At 40.0% G+C, this 24876-nt stretch carries 25 protein-coding genes, 1 tRNA gene and 1 pseudogene; 15 read left to right on the top strand and 12 right to left on the bottom strand.

The window, feature by feature from the left end; translation table 11 throughout:
- Positions 1-198: 198 nt before the first annotated feature.
- Positions 199-1242 (bottom strand): nitronate monooxygenase family protein, encoded by a 1044-nt coding sequence (locus FTT92_RS04055; RefSeq protein WP_180023841.1) that lies wholly within the window; start codon positions 1240-1242, stop codon positions 199-201.
- 214 nt (positions 1243-1456) lie between these two features.
- Here FTT92_RS04055 and FTT92_RS04050 point away from each other — a divergent pair, with 214 nt between their 5' ends.
- The 3 genes from FTT92_RS04050 to FTT92_RS04040 all read left to right on the top strand — a co-directional run bounded on the left by FTT92_RS04050 (position 1457) and on the right by FTT92_RS04040 (position 4092).
- Positions 1457-2716 (top strand): putative DNA modification/repair radical SAM protein, encoded by a 1260-nt coding sequence (locus tag FTT92_RS04050; RefSeq protein ID WP_180171504.1) that lies wholly within the window; start codon positions 1457-1459, stop codon positions 2714-2716.
- 9 nt (positions 2717-2725) lie between these two features.
- Entirely contained in the window at positions 2726-3505 is a 780-nt protein-coding gene (locus FTT92_RS04045; protein WP_180084275.1) for a TIGR03915 family putative DNA repair protein, read from the top strand.
- 65 nt (positions 3506-3570) lie between these two features.
- Complete coding sequence (locus tag FTT92_RS04040; protein WP_180171503.1) at positions 3571-4092, top strand: hypothetical protein; 522 nt, start codon at positions 3571-3573, stop codon at positions 4090-4092.
- A 39-nt stretch (positions 4093-4131) separates the two neighbouring features.
- Here the strand turns inward: FTT92_RS04040 and FTT92_RS04035 are convergent, their stop codons facing one another.
- From FTT92_RS04035 to metK, 5 genes are all read right to left on the bottom strand, one after another.
- The gene (locus FTT92_RS04035) at positions 4132-5343 is read right to left on the bottom strand and encodes a YeeE/YedE family protein (RefSeq protein ID WP_180171502.1); all 1212 of its coding nucleotides are present in this window, start codon (positions 5341-5343) and stop codon (positions 4132-4134) included.
- Between the two features lie 135 nt (positions 5344-5478).
- Positions 5479-6180: a VIT family protein gene (locus tag FTT92_RS04030; protein ID WP_180034757.1), complete on the bottom strand. Its 702-nt coding sequence runs from the start codon at positions 6178-6180 to the stop codon at positions 5479-5481.
- Between the two features lie 147 nt (positions 6181-6327).
- The gene (locus FTT92_RS04025) at positions 6328-6672 is read right to left on the bottom strand and encodes a hypothetical protein (RefSeq protein ID WP_078188782.1); all 345 of its coding nucleotides are present in this window, start codon (positions 6670-6672) and stop codon (positions 6328-6330) included.
- Between the two features lie 151 nt (positions 6673-6823).
- Positions 6824-7264, bottom strand: a complete 441-nt coding sequence (locus FTT92_RS04020; protein ID WP_180171501.1) for an SMI1/KNR4 family protein — start codon at positions 7262-7264, stop codon at positions 6824-6826.
- Positions 7265-7433: 169 nt separating this feature from the next.
- Positions 7434-8600 carry a methionine adenosyltransferase gene (gene metK / locus FTT92_RS04015; protein ID WP_078188779.1) on the bottom strand — a complete coding sequence of 389 codons (1167 nt, stop codon included), beginning with the start codon at positions 8598-8600 and terminating at the stop codon, positions 7434-7436.
- Positions 8601-9044: 444 nt separating this feature from the next.
- Here metK and FTT92_RS16825 point away from each other — a divergent pair.
- The 5 genes and pseudogenes from FTT92_RS16825 to FTT92_RS03995 form a co-directional block, all read left to right on the top strand.
- Positions 9045-9141: pseudogene (locus tag FTT92_RS16825) on the top strand (prepilin-type N-terminal cleavage/methylation domain-containing protein); the annotation flags it as partial.
- On the top strand, positions 9114-9470 hold the full coding sequence (locus FTT92_RS04010) for a pilin (RefSeq protein ID WP_373684096.1): 357 nt from the start codon (positions 9114-9116) through the stop codon (positions 9468-9470). The pseudogene FTT92_RS16825 and the gene FTT92_RS04010, both read left to right, overlap by 28 nt.
- A gap of 463 nt (positions 9471-9933) precedes the next feature.
- Positions 9934-11922, top strand: coding sequence for a transketolase (tkt, locus tag FTT92_RS04005; RefSeq protein WP_180171500.1), 1989 nt, complete (start codon positions 9934-9936; stop codon positions 11920-11922).
- A gap of 182 nt (positions 11923-12104) precedes the next feature.
- On the top strand, positions 12105-12320 hold the full coding sequence (locus FTT92_RS04000) for a hypothetical protein (protein WP_078188774.1): 216 nt from the start codon (positions 12105-12107) through the stop codon (positions 12318-12320).
- Positions 12321-12507: 187 nt separating this feature from the next.
- Entirely contained in the window at positions 12508-12951 is a 444-nt protein-coding gene (locus FTT92_RS03995; protein WP_227591806.1) for an N-acetyltransferase, read from the top strand.
- 65 nt (positions 12952-13016) lie between these two features.
- On the opposite strand, the gene FTT92_RS16675 is transcribed toward FTT92_RS03995, so the two are convergent.
- Complete coding sequence (locus FTT92_RS16675) at positions 13017-13532, bottom strand: nuclear transport factor 2 family protein (protein WP_257231578.1); 516 nt, start codon at positions 13530-13532, stop codon at positions 13017-13019.
- 293 nt (positions 13533-13825) lie between these two features.
- Here FTT92_RS16675 and FTT92_RS03985 point away from each other — a divergent pair, with 293 nt between their 5' ends.
- The gene (locus FTT92_RS03985; protein ID WP_078188771.1) at positions 13826-14422 is read left to right on the top strand and encodes a YceI family protein; all 597 of its coding nucleotides are present in this window, start codon (positions 13826-13828) and stop codon (positions 14420-14422) included.
- 81 nt (positions 14423-14503) lie between these two features.
- Here the strand turns inward: FTT92_RS03985 and FTT92_RS03980 are convergent, their stop codons facing one another.
- Together FTT92_RS03980 and FTT92_RS03975 are read right to left on the bottom strand one after the other, a co-directional pair.
- Positions 14504-15133 carry a LysE family transporter gene (locus tag FTT92_RS03980; protein ID WP_180171499.1) on the bottom strand — a complete coding sequence of 210 codons (630 nt, stop codon included), beginning with the start codon at positions 15131-15133 and terminating at the stop codon, positions 14504-14506.
- A gap of 66 nt (positions 15134-15199) precedes the next feature.
- Positions 15200-15907, bottom strand: coding sequence for a glutamine amidotransferase (locus FTT92_RS03975; protein WP_180171498.1), 708 nt, complete (start codon positions 15905-15907; stop codon positions 15200-15202).
- Positions 15908-16325: 418 nt separating this feature from the next.
- Here FTT92_RS03975 and FTT92_RS03970 point away from each other — a divergent pair, with 418 nt between their 5' ends.
- Entirely contained in the window at positions 16326-16601 is a 276-nt protein-coding gene (locus FTT92_RS03970; RefSeq protein ID WP_180171497.1) for a hypothetical protein, read from the top strand.
- An 87-nt stretch (positions 16602-16688) separates the two neighbouring features.
- Here FTT92_RS03970 and FTT92_RS03965 read toward each other — a convergent pair whose 3' ends face one another.
- From FTT92_RS03965 to cysS, 3 genes are all read right to left on the bottom strand, one after another.
- Positions 16689-18788, bottom strand: coding sequence for a TonB-dependent siderophore receptor (locus FTT92_RS03965; RefSeq protein WP_180171496.1), 2100 nt, complete (start codon positions 18786-18788; stop codon positions 16689-16691).
- 629 nt (positions 18789-19417) lie between these two features.
- Positions 19418-19493: transfer RNA gene (locus tag FTT92_RS03960), tRNA-Gly, on the bottom strand.
- Between the two features lie 67 nt (positions 19494-19560).
- Positions 19561-20982, bottom strand: a complete 1422-nt coding sequence (gene cysS, locus FTT92_RS03955) for a cysteine--tRNA ligase (protein WP_180115195.1) — start codon at positions 20980-20982, stop codon at positions 19561-19563.
- Positions 20983-21337: 355 nt separating this feature from the next.
- On the opposite strand from cysS, the gene FTT92_RS03950 reads away from it, so the two are divergent.
- Genes FTT92_RS03950 through lptB form a run of 5 tightly spaced genes read left to right on the top strand, consistent with a single transcriptional unit; the run spans position 21338 to position 24736 of the window.
- Positions 21338-22315, top strand: coding sequence for an SIS domain-containing protein (locus tag FTT92_RS03950; RefSeq protein WP_078193567.1), 978 nt, complete (start codon positions 21338-21340; stop codon positions 22313-22315).
- Between the two features lie 4 nt (positions 22316-22319).
- Positions 22320-22859: an HAD family hydrolase gene (locus tag FTT92_RS03945; RefSeq protein WP_078188762.1), complete on the top strand. Its 540-nt coding sequence runs from the start codon at positions 22320-22322 to the stop codon at positions 22857-22859.
- Positions 22860-22894: 35 nt separating this feature from the next.
- Complete coding sequence (gene lptC, locus FTT92_RS03940; RefSeq protein WP_180027055.1) at positions 22895-23437, top strand: LPS export ABC transporter periplasmic protein LptC; 543 nt, start codon at positions 22895-22897, stop codon at positions 23435-23437.
- Entirely contained in the window at positions 23427-23993 is a 567-nt protein-coding gene (lptA, locus tag FTT92_RS03935) for a lipopolysaccharide transport periplasmic protein LptA (protein ID WP_180171495.1), read from the top strand. Before lptC ends, lptA begins: the two co-directional genes overlap by 11 nt.
- Entirely contained in the window at positions 23993-24736 is a 744-nt protein-coding gene (gene lptB, locus FTT92_RS03930) for an LPS export ABC transporter ATP-binding protein (RefSeq protein WP_078188759.1), read from the top strand. The genes lptA and lptB overlap by 1 nt, the downstream gene beginning before the upstream one ends.
- Positions 24737-24876 lie beyond the last annotated feature (140 nt).

Here is a 24876-nt window from a genome sequence, read left to right as displayed (position 1 = left end):
ATGTCCAATTCGATACAAAGTAGGTCGACTTAAATTAGCTGGATTTATTTGAAATAGATTTAACTAACTTGATTCACATGATCTGAAACAATTCTTGAATTGTGCATCGATGATGGCCTAAATTACATATAAAAAGCCCTCGTTTTAGAGGGCTTTTTTTATAGGCATTCATGTTTGAATGTCGCGTTGAGCGAGGTCTTAGTTAAAGCGCATTTCTAAAATCAATTGATTGATCAAGTCAGGTGCTTCCAATTCACGTATTTGAGAGACGTTGGTTCCCGCCCAAAAAGCACCATATTCATGTACACCATGCTTGCTAGCAGCGGCATGTAATTGTTTGCCTAAATCATAGCTATATGGGTAAGCTGGAACGGTCGGGCGTGTTGGTGTGTCAATATCTGTGTGCCAGTTATTGATAATGCCACGAGCAGGGCGGCCTGAAATACTCGAAGTGATCTGCGTGATGGGTGCATCAAATAATGCTTTGCGATAAGCTTCATTTGCATTTGATGTTTTGCATTGCACAAAAGCAGTCCCCAATTGAACAGCATCTGCACCCAACTCCATAATTTGATAGGCCTGATGTCCATTCATAATACCACCAGCCGCAACGACTGGACATTGAATATGGCGTTTCAAGAGCTGAACCAAGTCACGTGTCTTAACGCTACTATCAAAGTTTTCATTGAAAATGCCACGGTGACCACCAGCTTCAATACCTTGAGCAATCACGATATCAATGCCTGCAGCTTCGATCAGTTTAGCTTCTGCTAAGTTGGTTGCAGAAACTAGAGTCAAAATACCCGCTTGTTTCAAGGCTTGAATTTGATGTGGATGTGGAATACCAAAATGGAAGCTTACCGCTTTAGGGCGCGTTTCCAGTAAGAGGTTTAGAAAATGGTCATTGTCTTTAAAGCTTGGATAAATACAGTTCAGTGCTTCAGGAGCTTCTGCATTATATTGAGCAAAGCGTGATTTAAATTGCATGATCCATTTGGCAGCAACTTGTTCATCGAGTTCTACTGTGTCATGACAAAAAAAATTGACCTGAAAAGGTTGTTCAGTGAGTTCTTGAGTTTGTAATATTTGTTGACGTGCATTCTCAACACTGCTTGCACCTAAACCCAGTGAACCAAGTCCACCTTGATTTGACACTTCTGCAGCAAGTTCAGGTGTAGAAACACCTGCCATTGGGGCAAGAAATATAGGGTGTTTGATGCCAAGTTTTTCTAATAAAGTCATGTGCATACTCCAATCACTCTAAATACTTTGCCCAAGCGAGTGAAATTAAGCAAATAATATTCGTTATTTCTTATCAAAATGGTCTTGAGCCTACACCAATGCTGTACTTAAAATTAAGCGACACCTCATGTCGTATTAATGATGTATGACCCGACTTTTGACGGGGATACTTTTAAAATAGTGCTGTGTTCACTTTAAATTTTATAATTCTCCCATGTCTGAACGGATCCGTGAAAAACTGCAAATTTTAGCCGATGCTGCCAAATATGATGTCTCATGTTCTTCGAGTGGTAGCAAGCGCCAAAATAAAGACAAAGGTCTGGGTAATACTGGAAACGGTATTTGCCATAGCTATACAGAAGATGGCCGCTGCGTATCATTGTTAAAAATTCTATTTTCCAATGTCTGTATTTTTGACTGCGCATATTGTGTGTCCCGTCGAAGTAACGACGTAAAGCGCGCAGCATTTACGGTACAGGAAGTGGTCGATTTGACTATGAATTTTTATCGTCGGAACTATATTGAGGGGTTATTTTTAAGTTCGGGGATTTTTAAATCGGCGGATTACACCATGGAACGTATGTTGCAGGTGGTAAAAAAACTGCGTTTAGAAGAAAATTTTAATGGTTATATTCATCTGAAGACCATTCCGGGGGCATCTCAGGAAATCATTACCGAAGCAGGTTTATATGTCGACCGTATGAGCATTAATTTGGAAATGCCGACAGAAGATGGTTTAAAAAAATTTGCACCTGAAAAAAGTCATGCCGAAGTCCAAAAAGACTTAGGTATCGTCCGAGACCGTTTGATTCAATTTAAAGATGAACGAAAAATTATACGCACAGTACCTAAATTTGTACCCGCAGGACAAACGACGCAAATGGTGGTGGGCGCACATCAAGAGTCTGACCGTGATGTCATACTGATGGCAGACCGTCATTACAAAGAGTTTAAGCTCAAGCGTGTGTATTACTCGGGTTATATTCCAATAAATGAAGAGGAGCGTGCGCTGCCAGCTGTGGGTTCTGCGCCACCGTTATTACGAGAAAATCGGTTGTATCAAAGTGACTGGTTGATGCGTTTTTATGGGTTTGAAGCGATAGAGTTGGTCGATGAAGAACATCCAAATTTAGAATTGGATATTGACCCCAAATTAGCATGGGCACTGCGTCATCCAGAGCTATTTCCCGTGGATATCAACCGTGCAGAATTTCAGATGATCTTGCGAGTGCCGGGAATCGGTGTGCGTTCTGCTAAAAAAATTGTTCAAGCGCGACGTTTTGGTAAAATTCATATCGACCAATTAAAACGTATGGGTATTTCCTACAACAGAGCACAACATTTTATACGCTGTGAAGATTCACCTAAATTTATTCGTGAACAACAGCCTCATCAAATAAGACAGCAGATTTTGCAAAGTGGTCAGTCGAAATATACGCGGCAAATTTCTCCACAATTGAACTTCGGTTTTTAGGACACAGTCGTGAGTATTTATGTCTTTGATGGCACGATGACAGGATTGTTAAGCTGTGTTTTTCGGGCCTTTCAATTTAAGCAATTTGACATTCAGATTTGTACAGATGGGCAAGTGCAGGCAGGTCTTTTCGCCGAAGTCATTGATGTGGCTAGTCACGATGAACAAGCACAGCGAGTATGGCAAGGATTAAAGCTTAAAGCATCTGAAAGTGCTTTGAAGCAGTTTTATTATGCGTTTTTATCCGAGCAGCAGCAGGCTTTTCAGCATTGTTTTAATTTTGCGATTTATGTGTTCCAGCAACAGCGTGATGTGTCTAAAAACTATGGCCATGCTGATGTATTAGGGATGAGCCAGTGGGCGAAGCAAGTGGGGCGTGAAAAGCACCGAATGGAAGCTTTTGTGCGCTTTAAAAAATGTCAGGATGGCTTGTTTATCAGTTTAGTCTCACCTGACTTTAATGTATTGCCTTTGATCGAACGGCATTTCAAATCACGCTATCAAGATCAACGTTGGCTGATTTACGATGAAAAACGAAATTATGGCATTTATTATGATTTAAAACAGGTGCATCAAGTGGATATGGATGCCACAACCATAGATAGGCAAATACAATCAGGCCATAGTCAATCCTTTAATATCGAACTGGATGATGATGAGGTTTTGTATGATCAGCTTTGGAAAGATTATTTTAGAAGTGTCAATATTGAAGCCCGACGTAATATGAAATTACATGTGCAGTATGTGCCACGTCGTTATTGGCGTTATATGAATGAAAAAGCGATTTAGGTGCGAATCATCTAGCAATTTTCGGGCATAATGATTGCGCTTTTGATTGTTTAAATGAGACTTTGATGAAATTATTTCTTGTTACAACCGTTCTGACGGCAATGACGCTCACGGCGTGTTCTGCAAATGAGCAAGAAAAGAAAATATTCGATCCAAAAAGTTATCAAGTTGCCGATGCTGCTGGATTACAACTACGCTTTGAACAATTAAATCAAACTCTAGCTATAGATTTTAGCCAACTAAAAAAAGTAGAAAGTTTGGCTTTTTCAGACCAATCCGCTTTAGATGTTCATAACTTAAAAACTTTAAATCAGCATTTTGTTGCCAACACCGCTTTAAAAAGCTCAAAAATTGCCTATTGCGAAGTAATGAATCATTATTTTTCTGAAATGTATCATCTTGGACATGTGAACTTGGCCTTGGTGAAAGACGTTAAACTACCAAATGCCGCAAACGAAGATTTGAGTCAGGTATTTGCGAATGCATACCAATTTTATGATTTTATTATCAACCGTTATACCACATACAAACAGGCACAAGAAACCATGCAATATGGTTGTAATCTAAAAGGCGCACTGACAGATTAAAAAAAGCCTCTCATTTGAGGGGCTTTTGATTTACTGAAATTAGCAGCCTGTTAGTTTTTCCGGTTGTGGACGTTCGCCAGGGAAGAAGATTGGACGTAGTTTGACACCGATACCGTTCCCAATGAAGGCAAATACTAACCATAACCAACCGTGTAAACTACCTGAAGCAATACCGCTGAAATACGCACCAATGTTACAGCCGTATGCTAAACGTGCGCCATAACCCAACATCAAACCACCGATCACAGCTGCTAGCAGTGAGCGTTTTGGGATATTAAAGTTCGGTGAAAATTTACCAGCAAGGCTCGCTGCGAGTAAGGCACCGAGCATGATGCCGAAATTCATCATCGACGTGATATCAAACCATAATGATTCGGTCAGTGCTTTGGCATTTGCAGGTTGCTGCCAATATGCCCAAGATGCAACATCGATCCCCATGATACTTGCTGATTTTGCTGCCCAAACAGCTAAGGCAGAGGTCACGCCCCAAGGACGGCCTGCAAGTGCGAGTGTGGCAAAGTTTAGTAAAGTCAGGATAATTCCGCCCCAAACCAATGGCCATGGTCCACGTAGAAAACGTTTCCAGCCGTGTTGCATTGCTTGCGGTTCAACTTCAAGCTGACCATGGCGTTTCTTTTCAAAGTAAACTGTTGCTGCGGCAATCAATATAAAGAGCACAAAGTTTAATGCCAGTGCAGGGACTACACCAAAGCTTTTGACTAAAGAAATCGGCTCAAAGTGGGGAAGGTCAAACCACCATTGAATATGCGAAGTTGCAATCAATGAACCTGTACAGAAGAAGATCAGCGTTACAATCATACGTGCGCTACCTGCGCCCACAGTGTACAGGGTCCCTGATGCACAGCCGCCGCCAAGTTGCATACCAATACCAAAAATAAAGGCACCGATCATAACGGACATTGAAACAGGATTAACGTTACCTTTGACTGGGTTGCCAAATAATTCACCCGCACCTAAAGCAGGGAAGAAGAGCAATACAGCCAAAGCCAACATGATCATTTGTGCACGCAAGCCACGACCACGACGCTCTTTAATAAAGACACGCCAACTCGAGGTGAAACCAAAAGACGCATGATAAAGCGTCATACCCAAAGCACCGCCAATTAAAAATAGCAATGCTTGGTTAACGCCTACAACCAGATAAGCACCAATGGTGCCTAAAATTAATAAAACAAAAGCCACCCAAATCGATACATTGGATCGATTGGCTGGCGCAGCAATAACAGACATGGAGAAAAAAGCTTAAAAAATGTATTTCTATTTTACGGTTTTTATATATTGTAAAAATTAATATTGTTTAGAATTCACACAATCATTGCTGTGAATAATTGATTTTCAATATTTGTAAAACTGATAAAAGAAACATTAAACTGGATTTACATTAAATAAAGAACCAATCCAACTTGAAAATAGCATGGCTGCAATGCCCCAGAGTGCAACACGTAGACTGCCTTTCAACATAGAAGTACCTGCTGCATAACTGGCTAAGGCACCGAGTAGTGCTAGAGAAATCACGCCAACGGCCATAACGGTTTTTTCAATATGCATGTCAGCACTGATCAAGATCGCAACCATCGGAAATAGTGCACCAATTGAAAAGGCTAAAGCCGATGATAGCGCTGCTTGAACGGGTTTTGCTGCGGTATTGTCATGGATTCCAATTTCATCTCGGGCGTGGGCTTCAAGTGCATCATGTGCAGTTAATTGGACTGCGACTTCATGGGCCAGTGTAGGCTCTAAACCACGTTGAATATAAATTTGGGTAAGTTCTTTAAGTTCTAGCTCAGGGTTCTTTTGCAGTTCTTTATGCTCCATGTGAAGATCTGCTTTTTCGACGTCTTCTTGAGATTTCACAGAGATATATTCGCCCGCCGCCATAGAGGTTGCACCAGATATGAGTCCTGCAATGCATGTAATGAGTAAGGTATGGCTAGAAGCACCACTTGCAGCCATGCCCATAATTAAACTAGTAACGGAGATAATGCCATCATTTGCACCGAGTACAGATGCACGTAGCCAACCTGTACGTTCCATAAAATGTTTTTCGGCATGATGTGAGTAAGACATTATTTTCTCTAAGTTTGTTATTTATATGACCTCATAAGATTGACCTGACATCAGTTAAATTTCAAGTTAAAAATGGATTGAACCAACACTTTGAACAAAAGACAAATATAAAAAAAAGCACCCGAAGGTGCTTTTTTTAAAGAATGCTTATTGTTGCGCTTTTTCTTTCACGTTTGCTGCACCTTGCTCAACAGCACCTGCTGTTGCAGCAGTCGCGTCTTTAGCTGCTTCTTTTGCATTGTGTGCAGCAGCTTCAGCATTTTCTGCAGCATTGTCAGCTGCTGTCGCAGTTGCAGTTGCAGCATTATCTACAGCAGTAGCTGTTGCAGTTGCTGCTTCTGAAGTTGCATCAGCGATGTCATGGCCTGCTTGGTCAGCAGCGTTTTCTAGGTGTTCACCAGTTGTTGCACCTGTTTCCGGCGCTTTGTCTTTATTACAGCCAACAAGTGCAACAGTTGCAGCCAAACCTAAAGCAACAAGTAATTTATTCATTTTGATCTTTCCTTTTTTTGTTATGCCCGTAGCATGGGCTGAATTTATATTAGCTGAAAAAATATTCAAAAATCGATCAAAAATTGTTGATTTAGTGTAATTTTATCCAGCTTATTTTGTAGTTTGAAAGGCTTTATATCTGCTTATGGCGTTAAGGGTTTTGACTAAATAATTCTTCAATTGAAGTCACAAGTAGATAGATAAATTCACTGTCTTCATGGCGCCATAAATATATTTCTTCCCCTAATTGCGTATCGTCTACCGTGCGCATCAATAAATAATCGCCATCGCCGTTATGCGCAATAGCAATGCTGTTTTCAGGGAAGTCTTCAATTTCACTGATGGATTGATGTTCTGCGGCTAGATGATTCGTTGTACGTTTTATTCTTTTCACATCGCTGCTGTCTTGGAAGGGAAAAAGCCACCAAGCTTCGATGTCATCACCATCTTTAAATTCATCCGCGCTAGAAAAGCTAATGCCGAATTCGCCACCATTTTCAATTTGCATTTTGGCTTTATATTTTTCTGGAAACTTAAATCCTAATTGTTCTTCAGTTGCAGTAATAAATTTTAAGTCTAATGGAAAGGGCATGATGTTGTTCTTAAATTATTTTGTTGATTTATGAATAAGCTAGGCGTAAATTTTAGTCAATATTTTTTACACTCGTTATTTTTATCCTAGATGTTTTAGTTGTGGACATACGGGCCATAAAAAAACCTGCAATCAATGCAGGCTTTTTTGAGAAATTAATCTACTAAGATTAAAGACCAGCAGATGCTTTAAGCGCTTCCACTTTGTCAGTTTTTTCCCATGTAAATGCGGTATCAGAACCTTCACGACCAAAGTGACCATACGCAGCAGTTTGTTGGTACATCGGTTGGATCAAGTTCAACATACGAGTAATACCGTATGGACGTAAGTCAAAGTGTTCACGTACAAGTGCAATAATCAAATCTTCAGATACTTTTGCAGTATTGAATGTGTTGATCGAGATAGATGTTGGTTCTGCAACACCAATCGCATATGACACTTGAATTTCACATTTGTCAGCTAGACCAGCAGCCACAATGTTTTTAGCAACATAACGGCCTGCATAAGCAGCAGAACGGTCAACTTTTGATGGATCTTTACCAGAGAATGCACCACCACCGTGACGAGCCATACCACCATAAGTATCTACAATGATTTTACGGCCTGTTAAACCACAGTCACCTACAGGGCCGCCAATGACGAACATACCTGTTGGGTTGATGTGGAATTTAGTGTCTGCATGGAACATTTCAGCAGGAATCACTTTTTTCACGATTTCTTCAATTACCGCTTCTTTCAATTGAGCTTGGGTAATTTTTGGATCGTGCTGAGTTGAAAGTACAACTGCGTCTAAGCGAACTGGCATGCCATTTTCATAAGCAAATGTTACTTGGCTTTTTGCATCAGGACGTAACCAAGCAAGTTTGCCTTGTTTACGTAGTTCAGCTTGTTTTTCCATTAAGCGATGCGCATATGAAATAGGTGCTGGCATAAGCACATCAGTTTCACGGCTTGCATATCCAAACATTAAACCTTGGTCGCCTGCACCTTGATCTTCAGGTTTTTGACGGTCTACACCTTGAGCAATTTCAGGTGATTGTTTACCGATCATGTTGATCACGGCACAAGTTGAACCATCAAAGCCAAGATCTGAATGATGATATCCGATACCATTTACGGTATTACGAACAATCGCTTCAAAGTCAACATTTGCAGTTGTTGTGATTTCACCGGCAAGTACAACCGCACCCGTTTTTACAAGCGTTTCACAAGCAACCCGTGCATATGGGTCTTCTTTTAAGATTGCATCCAAAATAGCATCACTGATTTGGTCAGCCATTTTATCCGGATGGCCTTCGCTTACAGATTCCGAGGTAAATACAGCGTACTCGCGCATAAGTCCTATCACAGTTAAATTTAAAGACGCAATATGTTACATCGAGAAAGCGTTTAGGACTAGCTTAACATGACCAAATTGGATGAAATTAATTCATTTCAATGACTTTTTAATTGATATAGGCATCTAAAAAATTGATATGAGCAATGGATTTCTCAATTTAATTTTTTATGATGAGCTAAAACTGAAATATTTTGTTTTGGCACAAGCAACAATGTGATTAGGCGTTAAAATGCCTAAAGTGGCATTTTAAGTGAATCAATTATAAGAAAAAATCAAATCAATATCCTGAGATTTATCAATAATGAATGTCATGAACTGCCAGAATATGACTGTAAACGACAATTATTCGTTTAATTTGAAAAATAAAACACAATAAGTGTGGGCTTTTGAGACTTGGTACACAAATTGCCTATTTGTCATTACGTTGAATGGGGAAACGTAATGAAACAGTCTGGTTTTACACTCATTGAAATCATGATCGTGGTGGCAATTATCGGCATTTTGGCTGCAATTGCTACTGTATCTTACAATGGCTATGTCGCTCGGGCGCAAGTAGCTGAAGTATTAACAATGATTTCACGCTATAAAATTAAATTGATGGAAAATTATTCAGAGGAACAAAGCTGTGTAGATTTGAATACAGCGCTGAATGAAAGTATCAGTACCAAATATATTGCGAGTAGTGACATTACTGATGTGGCAGGAACGTGTTCAGTGGTTTTTACGTTTAAATCAACAGATGTCAATTTTGCTCTTCGCTCAAAGCAGATCTATTTTAATATTCCAGATGATTTAAATGGTGCTTGGAATTGTCAATCGGATGATATTTCGCAGCGAAATTTACCTGCTACATGTCGTGGGATCTAAAGTATTGAATGTGAAACCGTGAGTATATTGGATCAGTGCTGATTCCACAGGGATGAGTATGCTCTTAGAGTTTCACAAACATTCATAGGTTTCTTTATTGAATATATTTCTTATTTCTAATGGTCATTTATCTGGATCGTCTTTGGCTGCTATTTATATTCACAATTTCCATTCGATGTATTGGACTTTTATCAATTACGAAGCGTTTGCTTTCGCCACTAAACTCTAAATATGCATTGCGCTGTCATTGATTCGCCATATAAAAGCGTCACTGTATACAAAATAAACGACATGCATAGACTTGAAATTGTGCAATAAGCGCCCAAAATACAGGTGGTGCAGGAATAATTAGCGAAAATTTGCCCCTGAGGCTTTACCCATTCCGCTTTTTTTAAGACAATATGCGCATCTTTGAATTCTTATTCATCTTACTCTTTTAAACCATTTGTTTGGACTCTGACCTATGACAACCCCGCTTAACGAACGTCGTATTGCAAACGCAATTCGTGTATTGGCAATGGATGCTGTGCAAAAAGCAAATTCAGGACATCCAGGTGCTCCAATGGGGATGGCAGATATTGCTGATGTGGTATGGCGTGAATTCCTCAACCACAACCCTGCAAACCCACAATGGGCAAACCGTGACCGTTTCGTATTGTCAAACGGCCATGGCTCTATGTTGCAATATGCGCTATTGCACTTAACAGGTTATGACCTGTCTATTGAAGATTTGAAATCTTTCCGTCAATTGCATTCTAAAACTCCAGGTCACCCAGAATTGGGCTATGCACCGGGTATCGAAACAACGACTGGTCCATTGGGTCAAGGTATTGCAAACGCTGTCGGTTTTGCACTTGCTGAAAAAACTTTAGCGGCTCAATTCAACAAAGAAGACATCACAGTTGTAGATCACAACACATACTGTTTCTTAGGTGATGGCTGTTTAATGGAAGGTGTTTCTCACGAAGCATGTTCATTGGCTGGTACTTTGGGTCTAGGTAAATTAGTTGTTTACTACGATGACAACGGCATTTCAATTGATGGTGAAGTAGAAGGTTGGTTCTCTGACGACACAGAACAGCGTTTCCTTGCATACGGCTGGCAAGTACTTAAAGTTGACGGCCATGATGCAGACGCAATCCGTGCGGCAACTGTTGAAGCAAAAGCTGAAACTGCGAAACCAACCTTAATTATCTGTAAAACCATTATTGGTTTAGGTTCACCAAACAAACAAGGTAAAGAAGATTGCCACGGTGCGCCGCTTGGTAATGATGAAATCGCTTTAACTCGTGAAGCTTTAGGCTGGACTGAAGGTCCATTTGAAATTCCTGCTGATGTTTATGCAGCTTGGGATGCAAAAGCCAAAGGTACTGCTTCTGAATCTGCTTGGAACGACACATTTGCTGCTTATGCTGCTAAATATCCAGCAGAAGCAGCTGAACTAAAACGTCGTCTTTCTGGTGACCTTCCTGCTGACTTCGCAGCAAAAGCGGATGCTTATATTGCTGAAGTAAATGCTAAAGCTGAAACAATCGCTACTCGTAAAGCTAGCCAAAATGCCATTCAAGCATTTGCACCACAGCTTCCAGAAATTCTAGGTGGTTCTGCTGACCTTGCAGGCTCTAACCTGACTTTATGGAAAGGCGCAGAAGGCGTTGAATCTAACCCAGCGGGTAACTACGTTCATTACGGCGTACGTGAATTCGGTATGACTGCGATTGCTAACGGTGTTGCACTTCATGGCGGTTTCGTTCCTTATGTAGCAACATTCCTGATGTTTATGGAATATGCGCGTAATGCAGTACGTATGTCTGCATTGATGAAACAGCGTGTGATTCATGTGTATACCCATGACTCAATTGGTCTAGGTGAAGATGGTCCTACACACCAACCTGTAGAGCAAATTGCATCTTTACGTGGTACACCAAATCTGAACACTTGGCGTCCATGTGACACTGTAGAAGCGTCTATTTCTTGGAAATCTGCGCTGCTTCGTTCAGAAGGCCCTACAGCATTAATCTTCTCTCGTCAAAACTTGCCATTCCAAACTCGTACAGCAGATCAAATTGCTGACGTTGCGAAAGGCGGTTATATACTTGCAAAAGAAAAAGGCGAATTGAAAGCAATCATCATTGCGACTGGTTCAGAAGTTTCATTGGCAATGGATGCTTACGCACAGCTTGACGGCGTACGTGTTGTTTCTATGCCATGTGCTGAAGAATTCGTAAAACAAGACGCTGCTTACCGTGAAGCGGTTCTTCCTGCTGCGATCCGTGCGCGTGTTGCTGTTGAAGCTGCGCATGTGGACTACTGGTGGAAATTTGTTGGTCTTGATGGTCGTGTAATCGGTATGACGACTTACGGTGAATCTGCTCCAGCAAAAGACTTGTATCAACACTTTGGTATTACTGCTGATGCTGTTGTTGCTGCTGTGAAAGAAATTACCGCTTAATCTGTAAAGATTAACCGTAATAAAGACGCCCCAGAGAAGGGGCGTTTTTTATTGCAGAGATTAAATTTATTTTAAATTGTGAAATAACGATTTGTAACGAATGAATTAAAGCATTGGTTTAAAATTAATTCATTCATGCAGTATTCAGCCACGGGTGCAATGTTGCCCCAAGTGAGGAAACGATGAGCCTTTACGATCAGATAAATGATGAAATTGTACTGATGGATGCTGGTGAACAGAAATGGATTGGCACAGACTTAGAGCTTGAAGCCATGGTTGCAGTAGAATTGATGTTGCAAGATTTGCAAGAAGACAAAGTGATTAAGATTCGCCGTAAGAACCATGAAAAGCATACAGGTTTAAAGCAGGTAGATCGGATCTTGGTTGAAAAGCTATAAGCTGAATGGTTAAAAAGTCCGAATCTTCGGGCTTTTTATTTGTCTATTGTATTTATAAAACAGATAAGAAAACGTTCTTTCAAGACTCATCATGTTTAAAAAGAGCGCATAAAATACAGTGTTTTCAACACAAAAAGCTTTATTTCAGTTATAAAAATCCAGTGATCATTTAAAAAAGACATTGAATGTGCAAATACAAATTAAAAATTTAACTGAAATTTCAAAAAGCCAATGGCAGCCGCTCTGGGAGCTGTATTTAGAATTTTATAAAAGTCAGGTGGCGGATGCAGTGACCGAGCGAACATGGCAAAGGTTACATGCTGCTGAGTGCGAACATATGTATGGCTTTGCAGCCGTAATTGAACATCAAGTGGTTGGGATCGTGCATGTCATTGAACATGAGAGCTGCTGGACATTGCAGCCTTATGCCTATTTGCAAGATTTATATACGCTTGAAGAATATCGCGGGCAGGGTATTGGCAAGGCGCTGATCGCGAAAGTGAAAGAATATTGTGATCAGCGGCAGTGTGACCGTGTGTATTGGCTTACGCATCAGGACAATGAAACAGCACAAAAGCTGTATGATCAAATCGCGAGAAAAACTGGGTTTATCCAATATCGCTGTCATTAACTTAATGTAAAAGGCCATTCCAAATCAACAGCAGCTCTTGCGTGAAGAGCTGCTGCATCTAAGTATTAAGCTGAAACTTTAAAGTTTTTAGCTGAGTCTGCATCTTGCTGAATGATCCATTCTCCGCCTACGCGGAAAGATGATGCTGAGGCATAGGTATCTTCCATGAATTGGAAATAGCTGATTAAACCATTTTGAACTTTGGCTTTGATTGAAAAAGGCGAGGTAAATGTATTTTTAGCATACACTGAGGTGTAGGTGAATTGACCAAATACAGCTACGGTTTCATCTTCAGCGATCATATCCGTGATTTGAAAGTCATCGATATTCCAGTAAGTGCCGACATTGGCAAAGGTATATATATAAATGTCTCTACCTGTGCCAGACCCAGCCCATGGCTCAATTTGTTTAAGTTCTGGGTTGCTGAAGTTTAGGGAAACATACGCCGCGTCTTCTGCAACCAACAGCTGAGTTGCATTTTCGACGAGTTCTTTTGAAGTATTCATAAGAAATGCCAAAACGACATCTTTGGGTGTTTTAGTGTTTAAGGCTTTTTCAATAGCCAGCGATTGTTCTGTCATTTTTGGGTACTCAGATTTTTGTGATGTCTAAAAATCTTAAGTGGATTTGTTTTGAAAACCTACGACTCAGATGGGTTGATGTTTCCTAAATTTAGGATAAATAGCTCATGGATCAATTAAATTTTTAATTATTTGAAATATATGGGAAATTTAATAATTGAGAGTGGTTATAGATGCTGCTACAGATTTTACAAAACTATCGTTCTAAACATGCAACAAAACGTTTTATCTTTAAAGCTGTAATACGGCTAAAAATCTATAGACTTAATGGTATTCGAAAGTGAGATAAAAACATGAACTTTAAAGCATTAACAATCGGTTTGGCGGTAGCATCAGTTACAACAATTTCTATGGCAAAACCTGTTGCCTATCAAATTGATCCTACTCATACAGCAACAGTTTTTACTTGGAATCATTTTGGTTTCTCAACACCTTCTGCAAACTTTAGTGACATTCAAGGGACAATTAATGTCGATAATGCAAAACCTGCAAATTCGTCTGTGAATGTGACGATTCCATTATCGAGCTTAAATACCAATGTCAAAGCATTAGATGATCATTTAAAAACAGCTGATTTCTTTGATGCTGAAAAATATCCAAATATCACGTTTAAAAGTACAAAAGTTCAAGCGATCAGCAAAACTAAATACAAAATCACGGGTGATTTAACAGTTAAAAATGTGACTAAACCAGTGGTATTGGACGCTGTATTGAACAAGCAAGCCGTTCACCCAATGACTAAGGCGGAAACGATTGGTTTCAATGCAACGACTTCTTTTGATCGTTCAGCATTTGGTGTCGGTGCATATGTACCGAATGTAGGCGATAAAATTACGGTAAATATTACGACTGAAGCGGCTGTGTCTACAGCAAAGGCAGCAGCGAAATAAGATTTAGCTCCCTCAGCTAAGTTAAGAAAGCACCCATTTGGGTGCTTTTTTATGTTTGGCAGATATTTAATTGGTGCTTGATCAATCGCGATTGAGCAGCAATAGGCAGCCAAAACTGATGAAGATTCCACCGGTAATTGCGTCAATTTTTTTACTAAATTTTTGATAGTAATGGGTCATTTTAGGTGCTGAGAATAAGACCGCAACCAATGCAAACCAAATCAAACTTTCAATAAAGACTAAAGCCAATAAAGAGCTTTGATCAAAAATGCTGACCTTTGCACTGATCCCAATGGAAAATACACTAGTGAAATAAACCAATGCTTTAGGATTGGCCATATTGGTCAAGAAACCTTGGAATAACAGCGTCAAAGGCGATTTTTTCTGTACAGCTTGCTCGGTTGGTTTCGTTATTGTGCCGAGGTCTTTACTCCATGCAGATTTTAATAACTGAGAGCCTAAATATAAAAGATATAAGCCACCCAAAATCATGAGGCATTGTTGTAACCAAGCCATTTTTTGAAATAGAAAATGTAAGCCACTTATTGCACAAATTGACCAAACTAAAATACTGAGTGATATACCTAATGCGGCAAATAATGCATGTAATCTGGATTGTCGAATAGCACTTTGAGTGACAAAAAAGAAGTCTGGGCCTGGGCTGATGAGAGCAAAAAAGTGGATGAGCGCAATGCTGAGTAAGGGAGTCATTCTAATGGCTTATACGTTTTGAAGTGCAACCGTTATAAGCCATTTAGCATTAAATTAATAGCTGTTTTAAAGCTCAAGCTGTTGTAAAAATTGTTGCAAAATAAGGGGAGCAACACGTTCTAAATAAGGTGCATGTTGTTGGCTTTCCATGCGTAAATTTGGGATGTTAATTTGTGCTTTATGCAGTTCACATGTATGCCCAATTAGCCATTTTTCCATGGCCTGAGCTTCTGCTTCAATATGAAACTGTAGAGCTAGAATATTGGGTCCATAACTAAACGCTTGATTCGGGTAAATTGTTGAGCTGGCGAGTAACTGTGCATTTGTAGGTAAATCAAAGGTATCACCATGCCAATGCAGTACAGGCACTTGATCTAATGGCGCTAATATATTGTCAGCAATAGCATCAAGTTCTAAGTTACTCCAACCGATTTCTTTGCTATGACCTGCATAAACTTTCGCTCCCAATGCATGCGCAATTAGCTGAGCACCTAAGCAAATGCCTAAAGTCGGTAAATTAGTCTCTAAACGTACTTTAAGTAAGTCTATTTCTTTTTGTAGGAAAGGGTAGTCATTAGTTTCATAAACTCCGATCGGGCCGCCCAAAATGATGGTAAGCCCTGTATGTTGCATAGCTTTACTGAGGTCATCGATACCAGCTTCGAAGTATCTCACCCGATAACCCAGTTGATAAAATACATCTTCCAATGAACCCAAATCTTCAAATGCAAGGTGTTGAATGACGTAAATGGTTTCGTTTAATGCAGTACTCATAGGGATTTTTCAGGATTAAAATTTCAAAATAGAATGTAGCTTGAATTGTCGGAGATTAAAAAGGAAAACTGTAAATTTTTCACAATTGCGAAAAGAGATAAATATAGAAGTTGGCTGAAGCGTATTGTTTTTTTCTTTGAATGATTAGGTCTGAAAATTGAACTTAGCATTTAAAACTTTTGTACTGTGAAGTAAGGGATTCTCGGAAGGCTTTATTGGCAAAATTTATGAGAAAAAGTGCATGAAATTTTGATAAAGCTTTGGTTTGCTATAAAAAAAAGATGAAAAACCAATGGAAAAGCGTTTAGAGATGCGTATGATGAAATCTTCGACAAACAACAGTTCATTTTTCTTTTAATATCATCAAATAATTAGATAACTGATTTTAAAAGTAAAAAATATAAGCCAGGGAACTTGTATGCAGTCAAAACATAATCGAGATGCCAGTCTCTTGCATGCGATACATAAAATTTTATTGAAGGAATGGGACCCGTTAGGGATTCGCCGTATTCCTGCTTTACGTGATGAATATGATGATTATTTGCCCAATATTTTTAAATTAATCCAAGAGGATTCAAGTGAATCAGAAATTTTTGAATATTTATGGTGGGTTGAGCAAAAGGTCTTAGAGAAAGAAGGGCGGAAGGAACATACCCTAAAAATTGCGAAAATGTTGAAGGCAATTGAGCGCTAGTTTGCGGTCGTGTACGCATAAAAAAACCGATTCGTTGTCCGTATCGGTTTTTTATTTTAAATCTCTTAGAAGTCTCTTAGAAACGGTTTAGAATTTCTTTTCTAAGGTAAACATAAAGCTTGGAATTGCTTCATTAATACGAGATTGGTATAGCGCGCCAGAACTTTGTTCTCTTAACACTTCTTTATAATCTGAGCTGAGAATATTACGTGCATTGATTGATGCAGACCAATTTTGATCAAAGCGTTTAGTAAAACTCACATCCATGTTGACACGTTCATTGCTGGTGCGATTGTAAGGTTCCTTACTCAGCGCACGTGTATATTCAGGGGTATAATTGAGGTTAACACTTGTTGCAATACGCCACGGTTGATAGTTATAAGATAAACCAGCACTTGCGGTATAAGGTGCAACATCGCTTGCCAAACGGTCAGAGCCGTCAGCTTCTTCAATTTTTGCACGTACAGTTGAAAGTTGAGCATTCAACATAAATGAATGACCATTCTCCGTTTGCTTTAGTGCATAACGTCCAGCAATTTCCACACCATAGGTGGTTGCACTGTCTTGGTTATAAGGACGTTCGACAAAACGGCAATCGGTATTTCCTGTTTCGCAACGACCGCCTGTAGCATTTTCTGACAGGATCGATTTTTCGATATAGTCATTAATTTCTCGATAATATGCAGTGATATTTACGCCGCCAGCAGGGGTGTTATAACCTAGGGTTGTTTCGTAAGCATTAATAGTTTCAGGTCGTAAGTCAGGATTACCCCCACGGTCAGGGTTGTTTAGTGTCCCTGCATCGCTATCTGTAGAAACTGAAACAGTCGGCATCAATTGATTGCTACGTGGGTTTTTAAAAGCCTGACTCAAATTGGTTTGGAGTGACCATTGGTCATTAAAGTCAAAACGGTGTGCTAATACAGGACTTAAATGCTGATCTTGATAATCCACTAAACCTGAACGATCAATCCACTCTTGGCGTACACCTAAAGTTAAGGTTTGGCGCGGCGTATATTTCCAACTTCCTTCAACATAAGCAGCATACAATTGTTCATCTAAGGTCTCTGCAATATTGCTTTCAAGTTCATTGCTTCGTAGGTCGGTACCAAATTTTATTTGGCGTTTTGAATCGAACTTTCGGACACCGTCGTAGCCTAAACCATATTCATTAATTTTTTCATCAATATATGATTGGGAATCTCTATACTCTGTTAATTCTGTTTCATTTTTCTGCTCAATTGATAAGCGAATTTTGTCGGAATTACCTTGGTCTTTACGCTCATATCGTGTGTTGAGTCTAATACTGTCATTTTTATCTTTTTGGACTTGGGAGCCACTTGTGCCTTCGCTTTCATTGTTGCGATAAAACATTTCAGCGACCAGTTTTTGTTGATCATCAAGTTGATATTCAACACGTGGGGTCAGCATTTGCGACGTACGATTGGTGATGCGTTTTTGAGTTTTCGTTCCTGTTGCATCTTGTGTACGGATGAGCGTATCTGAATCATTCCACATTTGGCTCCCAGATAAACTATAGATCCAAGGGTCTGAACGACCATCCATTTGAAAGTTTAAATTAGTGCGTTCTTCTTCACGTGTATTTGACTTTGTTAGACCATAACCAGCACGTACAGAACCACTCAAACGCGTGCCATTCAATGGTTCTTTTAAAATAATATTAATGACAGCAGATGAAGCAACCGAGCCTTGAGCTACACTTGGTTGTTTGGTGATTTCAAGGCGTTCGATCATTTCCGGTGTAATGCTATCAACAACTGACATGCCCCCACGAGGACCACCTTGTACAGGTTCACCATTGATTAAAAACACGGGTGCGCCACCACCACGAAAGCGCATGCCGCCAGCACCTGCACCACCACGTGGACCAACGCCAGCACCGGGTAGTTGAAACCCTGCAGCACGGCGCAGCGCATCATTGATTGACTGATCGCCAAATTTCAACATTTCATCACGGCTTATAATGGTTTTTGCGACAGCACTGATATCTGGGTCTTTGGGCTTAGTGCTTGCTGTTGGAACTTCAAATGTTAAAGTTTCCATTTGCTGAACTGCTGCAGATTCTTGAGGATTTTGAACAGTATCTGCGGCCCAAATTGATGTTGAGATCGTAATTAATGCGTAACTTAAGCTGGTCAGTTTGAGTGTGGTGTGCACGCCGTGCATTATTTGGTTGTCCAAATGTAATTTTGGCAAAGAATAACGGAAAATTATGGAGAAAAATTGAGGAAAATTGGCGAGATGAGCATTTCATCAGATTATTTTTTAACAGGTGGGTGAGAGGTCGTGTGGCAATAGGGGCGGCCTTATTCGTTAGGGAGAAATTAAGGCCTATTAACGTCGCTACAATATAATAAATAACAGATGTTACGCAGTAATATCAGAAGCGTACTTTGCTTCAAATAATAAAGATACGCGGTCATGTCATCCGCAATTGTTTGAGACAGGACGACTTCTAATCAAAAGTGTTTTTGCTATACGTTGAATAATTTGACGGTAGTGAACGAGTTTTGTCTGTGAGGTGCATAGCGCCGCAAGATGGTTTCCTTGCGAAGCTTCGCATCTCATTTTGCCGAGTGAGAAACAATGTTTCGTAAGTGTACCTCCAGCCGAAAGCTAATCCCTGTATTTAATCCCTAAATGTAAGACTTCGTCGAATAGATTTAAATATTATTTTAAAAATGTGAAATGGCTTTCATGTGCATAACAGGAGTAAATAAATCTAAAAATAAGCCTTTGAAGAAAGATTTAGACATAAAAAAACCCTCATCTTTCGATGAGGGTTTTTCGTATTCTGGAGCGGGAAAGGAGACTCGAACTCCCGACCCCAACCTTGGCAAGGTTATGCTCTACCAACTGAGCTATTCCCGCAATGAGGTGAATTATAGAGAATTTCACACAACTGTCAACTCTCTTCTCTATGCTTCTGTTTGCTTAATTAATCAGCACGGCGCCAAATAGTGCCTTGACGAGTATCTTCAAGAACAATCCCTTGATCTAACAAAGATTGACGAATGTCATCTGCTTTGGCAAATTCTTTGGCTTTTTTCGCATCTTTACGTTGTTGAATTAAATCTTCAATTTGCTCTTCAGAGAGACCTAGTGCTTCTTGACCAATATCTGATTTTAAAAATTCATCAACATTGTGCTGAACCAAACCTAAAATATTGGTCAAGTGACGCAATGTCGAATAATACACAGCCGCTTGTTCAGCATTTTCAACTTTTACGGCACGGTTCAATTCTTTGTTGACTTCAAACAATACCGCAATGGCTTCTGCGGTGTTGAAATCATCACGCATAGCGGCATTAAAGCGCTCAACTAAAGCATCATCCAAAGTTTCTACGGTTTTTTCACCATAGACTTGCTGATAAGCTTTAAATGAATGATAGAAACGGGAAAGGGTATTTTTCGCTTCTTTTAAAGCAGTGTCAGAGAAGTTTACTGGGCTACGGTAATGTGATGACACAATAAAGAAGCGAATCACTTCAGGGTGGAATTTATCCATCACATCACGAATAGTGAAGAAGTTACCTAAAGACTTCGACATTTTTTCGCCATCGACATTAATAAAGCCGACATGCATCCAGTAATTAACATACTGTTCGCCAGTAGATGCCTCAGATTGCGCAATTTCATTTTCATGATGCGGGAAAGTTAAGTCTGAACCGCCACCATGAATATCAAAATGGTTGCCTAAGCAGCAGGTCGACATCGCTGAACATTCAATATGCCAGCCCGGACGGCCATTGCCCCAAGGTGAAGCCCAAGAAGGTTCATTTTCTTTGGCATGTTTCCAAAGCACGAAGTCAAAAGGATGTTTCTTTTCTACTTCTACATCAACGCGTTCAGAAGCACCAGCCTGCATATCGTCGAGTTTACGACCCGAAAGACGACCATATTTGGCAAACTTTTCAACTTCAAAATAAACATCGCCATTTGCAGATGGATATGCTGTACCTTTGTTAACCAAGTTACCAATCATATTCTGCATTTGATCGATATAGTCTGTTGCACGTGGTGCTTCATCAGGTGCTGCACAACCTAAATTGGCAGCATCTTCGTTCATGGCCTTGATAAAGCGATCGGTTAAAGCAGTAATGCTTTCGCCATTTTCATTGGCACGGGCAATGATTTTGTCGTCAATATCGGTAATGTTGCGAACGTATTTAACGTTCCAGCCCTGACTGCGCAGGAAACGGATAATATAGTCGAATGCAACCATAACTCGAGCGTGACCAATATGACAGTAGTCATACACGGTCATTCCACAGACATACATGTCGATATGTCCTTCTTTGCGAGGTACGAATTCTACTTTTTTACGTTGCTCTGAGTTATATAGAACAAAAGGTTGCATAGGTCTTCAAATTGTTTCTACCAAAAGATGGCTCATCTTAACCTAAGCATTTTTTTTCATAAAGTTAAAACCCAAAAAAGCAGATATTTTTTAATGCTTGATGTAATTGTATTGCTGGAAAAAGAAGTTGAAGGCTCATTTGATTCGGGCTGAATTTCATTTGAGAGTTTAATTCAATTTATCTGTTCCTAAGTTAAAAAGAAGAAATGCATCTTTTCTGCATAATTCATGAATTCTTATACATTTGGAAACGTGCTATTTGCATAGATATGATAAAATTGTGAAAATTTTTTATTTTGAAAGTGAGAGCGCACCTCTCACGGCTTAAGGTATAACAACTTTGAATCCACCAAATATGCCGAATCAAGTCGATTTTCAGAAAGTCGCATTAGAAACTTTGCGTATTGAAGAGCATGCTTTACAAGTATTAGCGACGCAAATAGATGATCGTTTTAGCCAAGCCTGCGAAATCATTTTACAGTGCAAAGGGCGTTTAGTAATTACTGGTATGGGCAAATCGGGTCATATCGGTCGTAAAATGGCCGCTACATTTGCCTCGACTGGTACGCCATCTTTCTTCATGCATCCGGGTGAAGCTGGACATGGTGATTTGGGCATGTTGGTTAAAGGTGATGTGCTCATTGCAATTTCAAACTCAGGTAAGAGTGATGAAATTATGATGCTGATGCCATTGATCAAACATTTGGGCATTCCTCTCATTACTATGAGTGGCGACAATAAAGGCCCAATGCCACAAAATGCCGATGTCGCATTGACCTTGGGTAATATTCAAGAAGCATGCCCTTTGGGTCTAGCTCCGACCTCAAGTACCACTGCAACATTAGCCTTAGGTGATGCACTTGCAGTTGCATTATTGGATGCACGTGGCTTTACTTCAGATGATTTCGCACGTTCTCATCCTGCTGGAGCGTTGGGTAAACGTTTGTTATTGCATGTAAAACATCTTATGCATACAGGTGAAGACTTACCAAAAGTGTCGCCAGAGACACCAATGAATAAAGTTCTGTATGAAATTTCAAATAAACGTTTGGGTCTCACCACGATTGTCGATGAAAACGATACCTTATTGGGTATCTTTACTGACGGTGACTTACGTCGTTTGATTGATAAACAGCAAGGCTTTGATGTAAATATGAAAGTCTCAGAAGTGATGATTAAAAATCCTTTGACCATTTCACAAGAAGAACGCGCGGTACATGCTTTAGAACGTATGAACGAAAAGAAAATTACACAATTTGTAGTTGTTGATGATGTCAATAAAGTGATTGGGATTATCAGCATGCATGATTTGATTCAGGCTGGGGTAAATTAAGAAAATGGCATCGTATGTATTGCTAGAACAAGCGCGTCACATAGAAGCACTAGTACTGGATGTAGATGGAATTTTAAGTGATGGATTTGTAACGTTGACCAATAGCGGCGATGAAATCAAATCCTTTGATATTCGAGATGGCTTAGGCATGAAGTTGGTGCAAAAAGCAGGTATCAAAGTCATCATTATTACTGGCCGTAAAAGTAATATTGTTGAAAAACGCATGTCTGACTTAGGTGTCGATTTGGTCTTTCAAGGTCGTGAAGATAAAGGCGTTGCCTTGACTGAAGCCTGCGCACAGTTCGGTATTGATCCTTCAGATTGCCTATATATGGGTGATGACTGGCCCGATCTTTCAGCCTTTGCTATTGCAGGGATGAAAGTGACCGTGCCGAATGGACATTTAGAAGTACGTCGCCGTGCAGATCTTGTCACTCAGGCGATGGGTGGACGTGGTGCTGTTCGTGAAATTTGCGATATGCTTTTAGTCTCTAAAGGTGTATACCAGGAACTACTTGAAAAATATGCAAGTGCACCTTATTAATAAATTGATGCAGTCATTGGATTGAATCTCCGCTTATGGATACTAAAGTTTTATACGTGACAGCTGTGGTCATTGCTGCAGTAAGCGGTGGTTTTTACTATTTCGGTGGAAAGGGTAATAAGCTTCAGGCGGACTCTTCGAAAAGTATGACTTACTCAGCTGAAAACATTAACCTGACGCAGACTGATGAGCAGGGAAAATTGCATATTCGTGCGCAAGTCGATCGACTTGAGCAGGATTTGCAAAAGCAAACTTCTCATTTGGTCAATCTGAAAGCATCGACCTATCAAGATGGTGCTGTCGATGCCACGTTCTTTGCCAAACAAGCCAATGGTATGGATGATAACCAAAAAGTCGTACTGAGTGACAATGTGGTTGCAACGAAATTGATGCGTGAAGGGCAAATGGAGTTTCGTACTGAGGAACTCACTGCTTTTCCAAAAAAGCGTGAAATAGAAACGGACAAGACTGTAACGGTGATTTCACCACAAGCCGAATTTGTCAGCCAAGGTTTAAAAGCAAATTTAAACGACGGTCAATACGAATTTTTTAATATTCGAGGAAAGTATGAACCATAATTTTAATCGAAAAACTGCAAAAACTTTCCTAAAACGTACAGCGCTACTCGGTTCACTGGCGTTATGTTCAGTTGCAGCTTTTGCTTTGCCTTCAGATCGTAATCAACCGATTTCATTGGTTGCCGATCGTGCAACGTTTAATGAAAAAACCGGGATTACGACGTATACCGGTAATGTCATCATTGAACAGGGTACGATGAAGCTGCAGGCAAACTCAATCGTTGCGAACTTAAACAGCAAAAAAGAGATCAGTACGATTACAGCAACGGGCGGACCAGCACATTTCCAACAAAAAACTGACCCTGCCAAAGGCTTTGCAAAAGGCCAAGCTCAGAAAATCGTCTACAATGCTGAAACGGGTATTATCACCATGACGGGTGGTGCTTTGTTGCAACAAGATGGTGCCAGTATTCGTGGTAATAGCTTGAAATACAGTATGAATAAAGGCGATATCGTAGCTGAAGGTACACCAAATAAATCTGGATCTTCTTCGGGTCGTGTTCAAATCGTGATTCCACCGTCAAGCACTAAGTCCTTCCCAGGAGCACGTGATTAATGGAGCAAACTTCGCAAGTTCAAACTTTATGTATTAAACATTTAGCCAAAAACTACAGCAAGCGTTGGGTGGTAAAGGATGTGTCCTTTAGCATGCAAAGTGGTCAAATTGTGGGTTTACTTGGTCCAAATGGTGCAGGTAAAACCACAAGTTTCTATATGGTCGTTGGTCTAGTGCGTATGGATAAAGGTGAGATTCATTTAGATGATCTTGATTTGTCTGACTTGGCAATGCATGAGCGCGCACGTAAAGGTATTGGTTATCTACCTCAAGAAGCATCTATTTTTAGAAAATTAACCATTTCTGAAAATATCATGTCGATTTTAGAAACCCGTAAAGATCTAAATAAGCAACAACGTCAGCAACGTTTAACGGAATTGCTTGCCGACTTTAAAATCACACACATCAAAGATTCTCTTGGTATGAGTGTGTCGGGTGGTGAGCGTCGTCGTGCGGAAATCGCGCGTGCGTTAGCGGCAGACCCTAAATTTATGTTGCTCGATGAACCTTTTGCAGGGGTCGATCCTATTTCAGTGGGTGATATCAAAGACATTATCCGAACATTGAAAGATCGTGGTATTGGTGTATTAATTACAGATCATAATGTGCGTGAAACCCTTGCGATTTGTGAGCATGCCTATATCGTGAGCGAAGGTTCAGTGATTGCAGAAGGTACTCCAGAAGAAGTGCTTGCGGATGAAACAGTACGTAAAGTTTATCTTGGTGATGATTTTACCGTTTAATTGAATAAAATAAGAAATTTCCCGTTGAATGGTGCTAGTTTCATTCAGCGGGTTTATGTTATTGTCTGAAATGACAAAAACTGAGCGATTAATCTAAAAAATTAGCAAGAATTCAGTATACTTTAAACTAAAAATACGAC

The sequence above is a fragment of the Acinetobacter sp. YH12023 genome, from assembly GCF_013420135.1.
GTDB classification, from domain to species: domain Bacteria; phylum Pseudomonadota; class Gammaproteobacteria; order Pseudomonadales; family Moraxellaceae; genus Acinetobacter; species Acinetobacter amyesii.
This window is presented reverse-complemented; position numbering and strand designations above follow the sequence as displayed.

Coding starts and splice junctions, on each gene's coding strand:
- FTT92_RS04055 (WP_180023841.1), bottom strand. CDS start 1,242: ATGACTTTATTAGAAAAACTTGGCATCAAACACCCTATATTTCTTGCC.
- FTT92_RS04050 (WP_180171504.1), top strand. CDS start 1,457: ATGTCTGAACGGATCCGTGAAAAACTGCAAATTTTAGCCGATGCTGCC.
- FTT92_RS04040 (WP_180171503.1), top strand. CDS start 3,571: ATGAAATTATTTCTTGTTACAACCGTTCTGACGGCAATGACGCTCACG.
- FTT92_RS04035 (WP_180171502.1), bottom strand. CDS start 5,343: ATGTCTGTTATTGCTGCGCCAGCCAATCGATCCAATGTATCGATTTGG.
- FTT92_RS04030 (WP_180034757.1), bottom strand. CDS start 6,180: ATGTCTTACTCACATCATGCCGAAAAACATTTTATGGAACGTACAGGT.
- FTT92_RS04025 (WP_078188782.1), bottom strand. CDS start 6,672: ATGAATAAATTACTTGTTGCTTTAGGTTTGGCTGCAACTGTTGCACTT.
- FTT92_RS04020 (WP_180171501.1), bottom strand. CDS start 7,264: ATGCCCTTTCCATTAGACTTAAAATTTATTACTGCAACTGAAGAACAA.
- metK (WP_078188779.1), bottom strand. CDS start 8,600: ATGCGCGAGTACGCTGTATTTACCTCGGAATCTGTAAGCGAAGGCCAT.
- tkt (WP_180171500.1), top strand. CDS start 9,934: ATGACAACCCCGCTTAACGAACGTCGTATTGCAAACGCAATTCGTGTA.
- FTT92_RS04000 (WP_078188774.1), top strand. CDS start 12,105: ATGAGCCTTTACGATCAGATAAATGATGAAATTGTACTGATGGATGCT.
- FTT92_RS16675 (WP_257231578.1), bottom strand. CDS start 13,532: ATGACAGAACAATCGCTGGCTATTGAAAAAGCCTTAAACACTAAAACA.
- FTT92_RS03985 (WP_078188771.1), top strand. CDS start 13,826: ATGAACTTTAAAGCATTAACAATCGGTTTGGCGGTAGCATCAGTTACA.
- FTT92_RS03980 (WP_180171499.1), bottom strand. CDS start 15,133: ATGACTCCCTTACTCAGCATTGCGCTCATCCACTTTTTTGCTCTCATC.
- FTT92_RS03975 (WP_180171498.1), bottom strand. CDS start 15,907: ATGAGTACTGCATTAAACGAAACCATTTACGTCATTCAACACCTTGCA.
- FTT92_RS03970 (WP_180171497.1), top strand. CDS start 16,326: ATGCAGTCAAAACATAATCGAGATGCCAGTCTCTTGCATGCGATACAT.
- FTT92_RS03965 (WP_180171496.1), bottom strand. CDS start 18,788: ATGCACGGCGTGCACACCACACTCAAACTGACCAGCTTAAGTTACGCA.
- cysS (WP_180115195.1), bottom strand. CDS start 20,982: ATGCAACCTTTTGTTCTATATAACTCAGAGCAACGTAAAAAAGTAGAA.
- FTT92_RS03950 (WP_078193567.1), top strand. CDS start 21,338: ATGCCGAATCAAGTCGATTTTCAGAAAGTCGCATTAGAAACTTTGCGT.
- FTT92_RS03945 (WP_078188762.1), top strand. CDS start 22,320: ATGGCATCGTATGTATTGCTAGAACAAGCGCGTCACATAGAAGCACTA.
- lptC (WP_180027055.1), top strand. CDS start 22,895: ATGGATACTAAAGTTTTATACGTGACAGCTGTGGTCATTGCTGCAGTA.
- lptA (WP_180171495.1), top strand. CDS start 23,427: ATGAACCATAATTTTAATCGAAAAACTGCAAAAACTTTCCTAAAACGT.
- lptB (WP_078188759.1), top strand. CDS start 23,993: ATGGAGCAAACTTCGCAAGTTCAAACTTTATGTATTAAACATTTAGCC.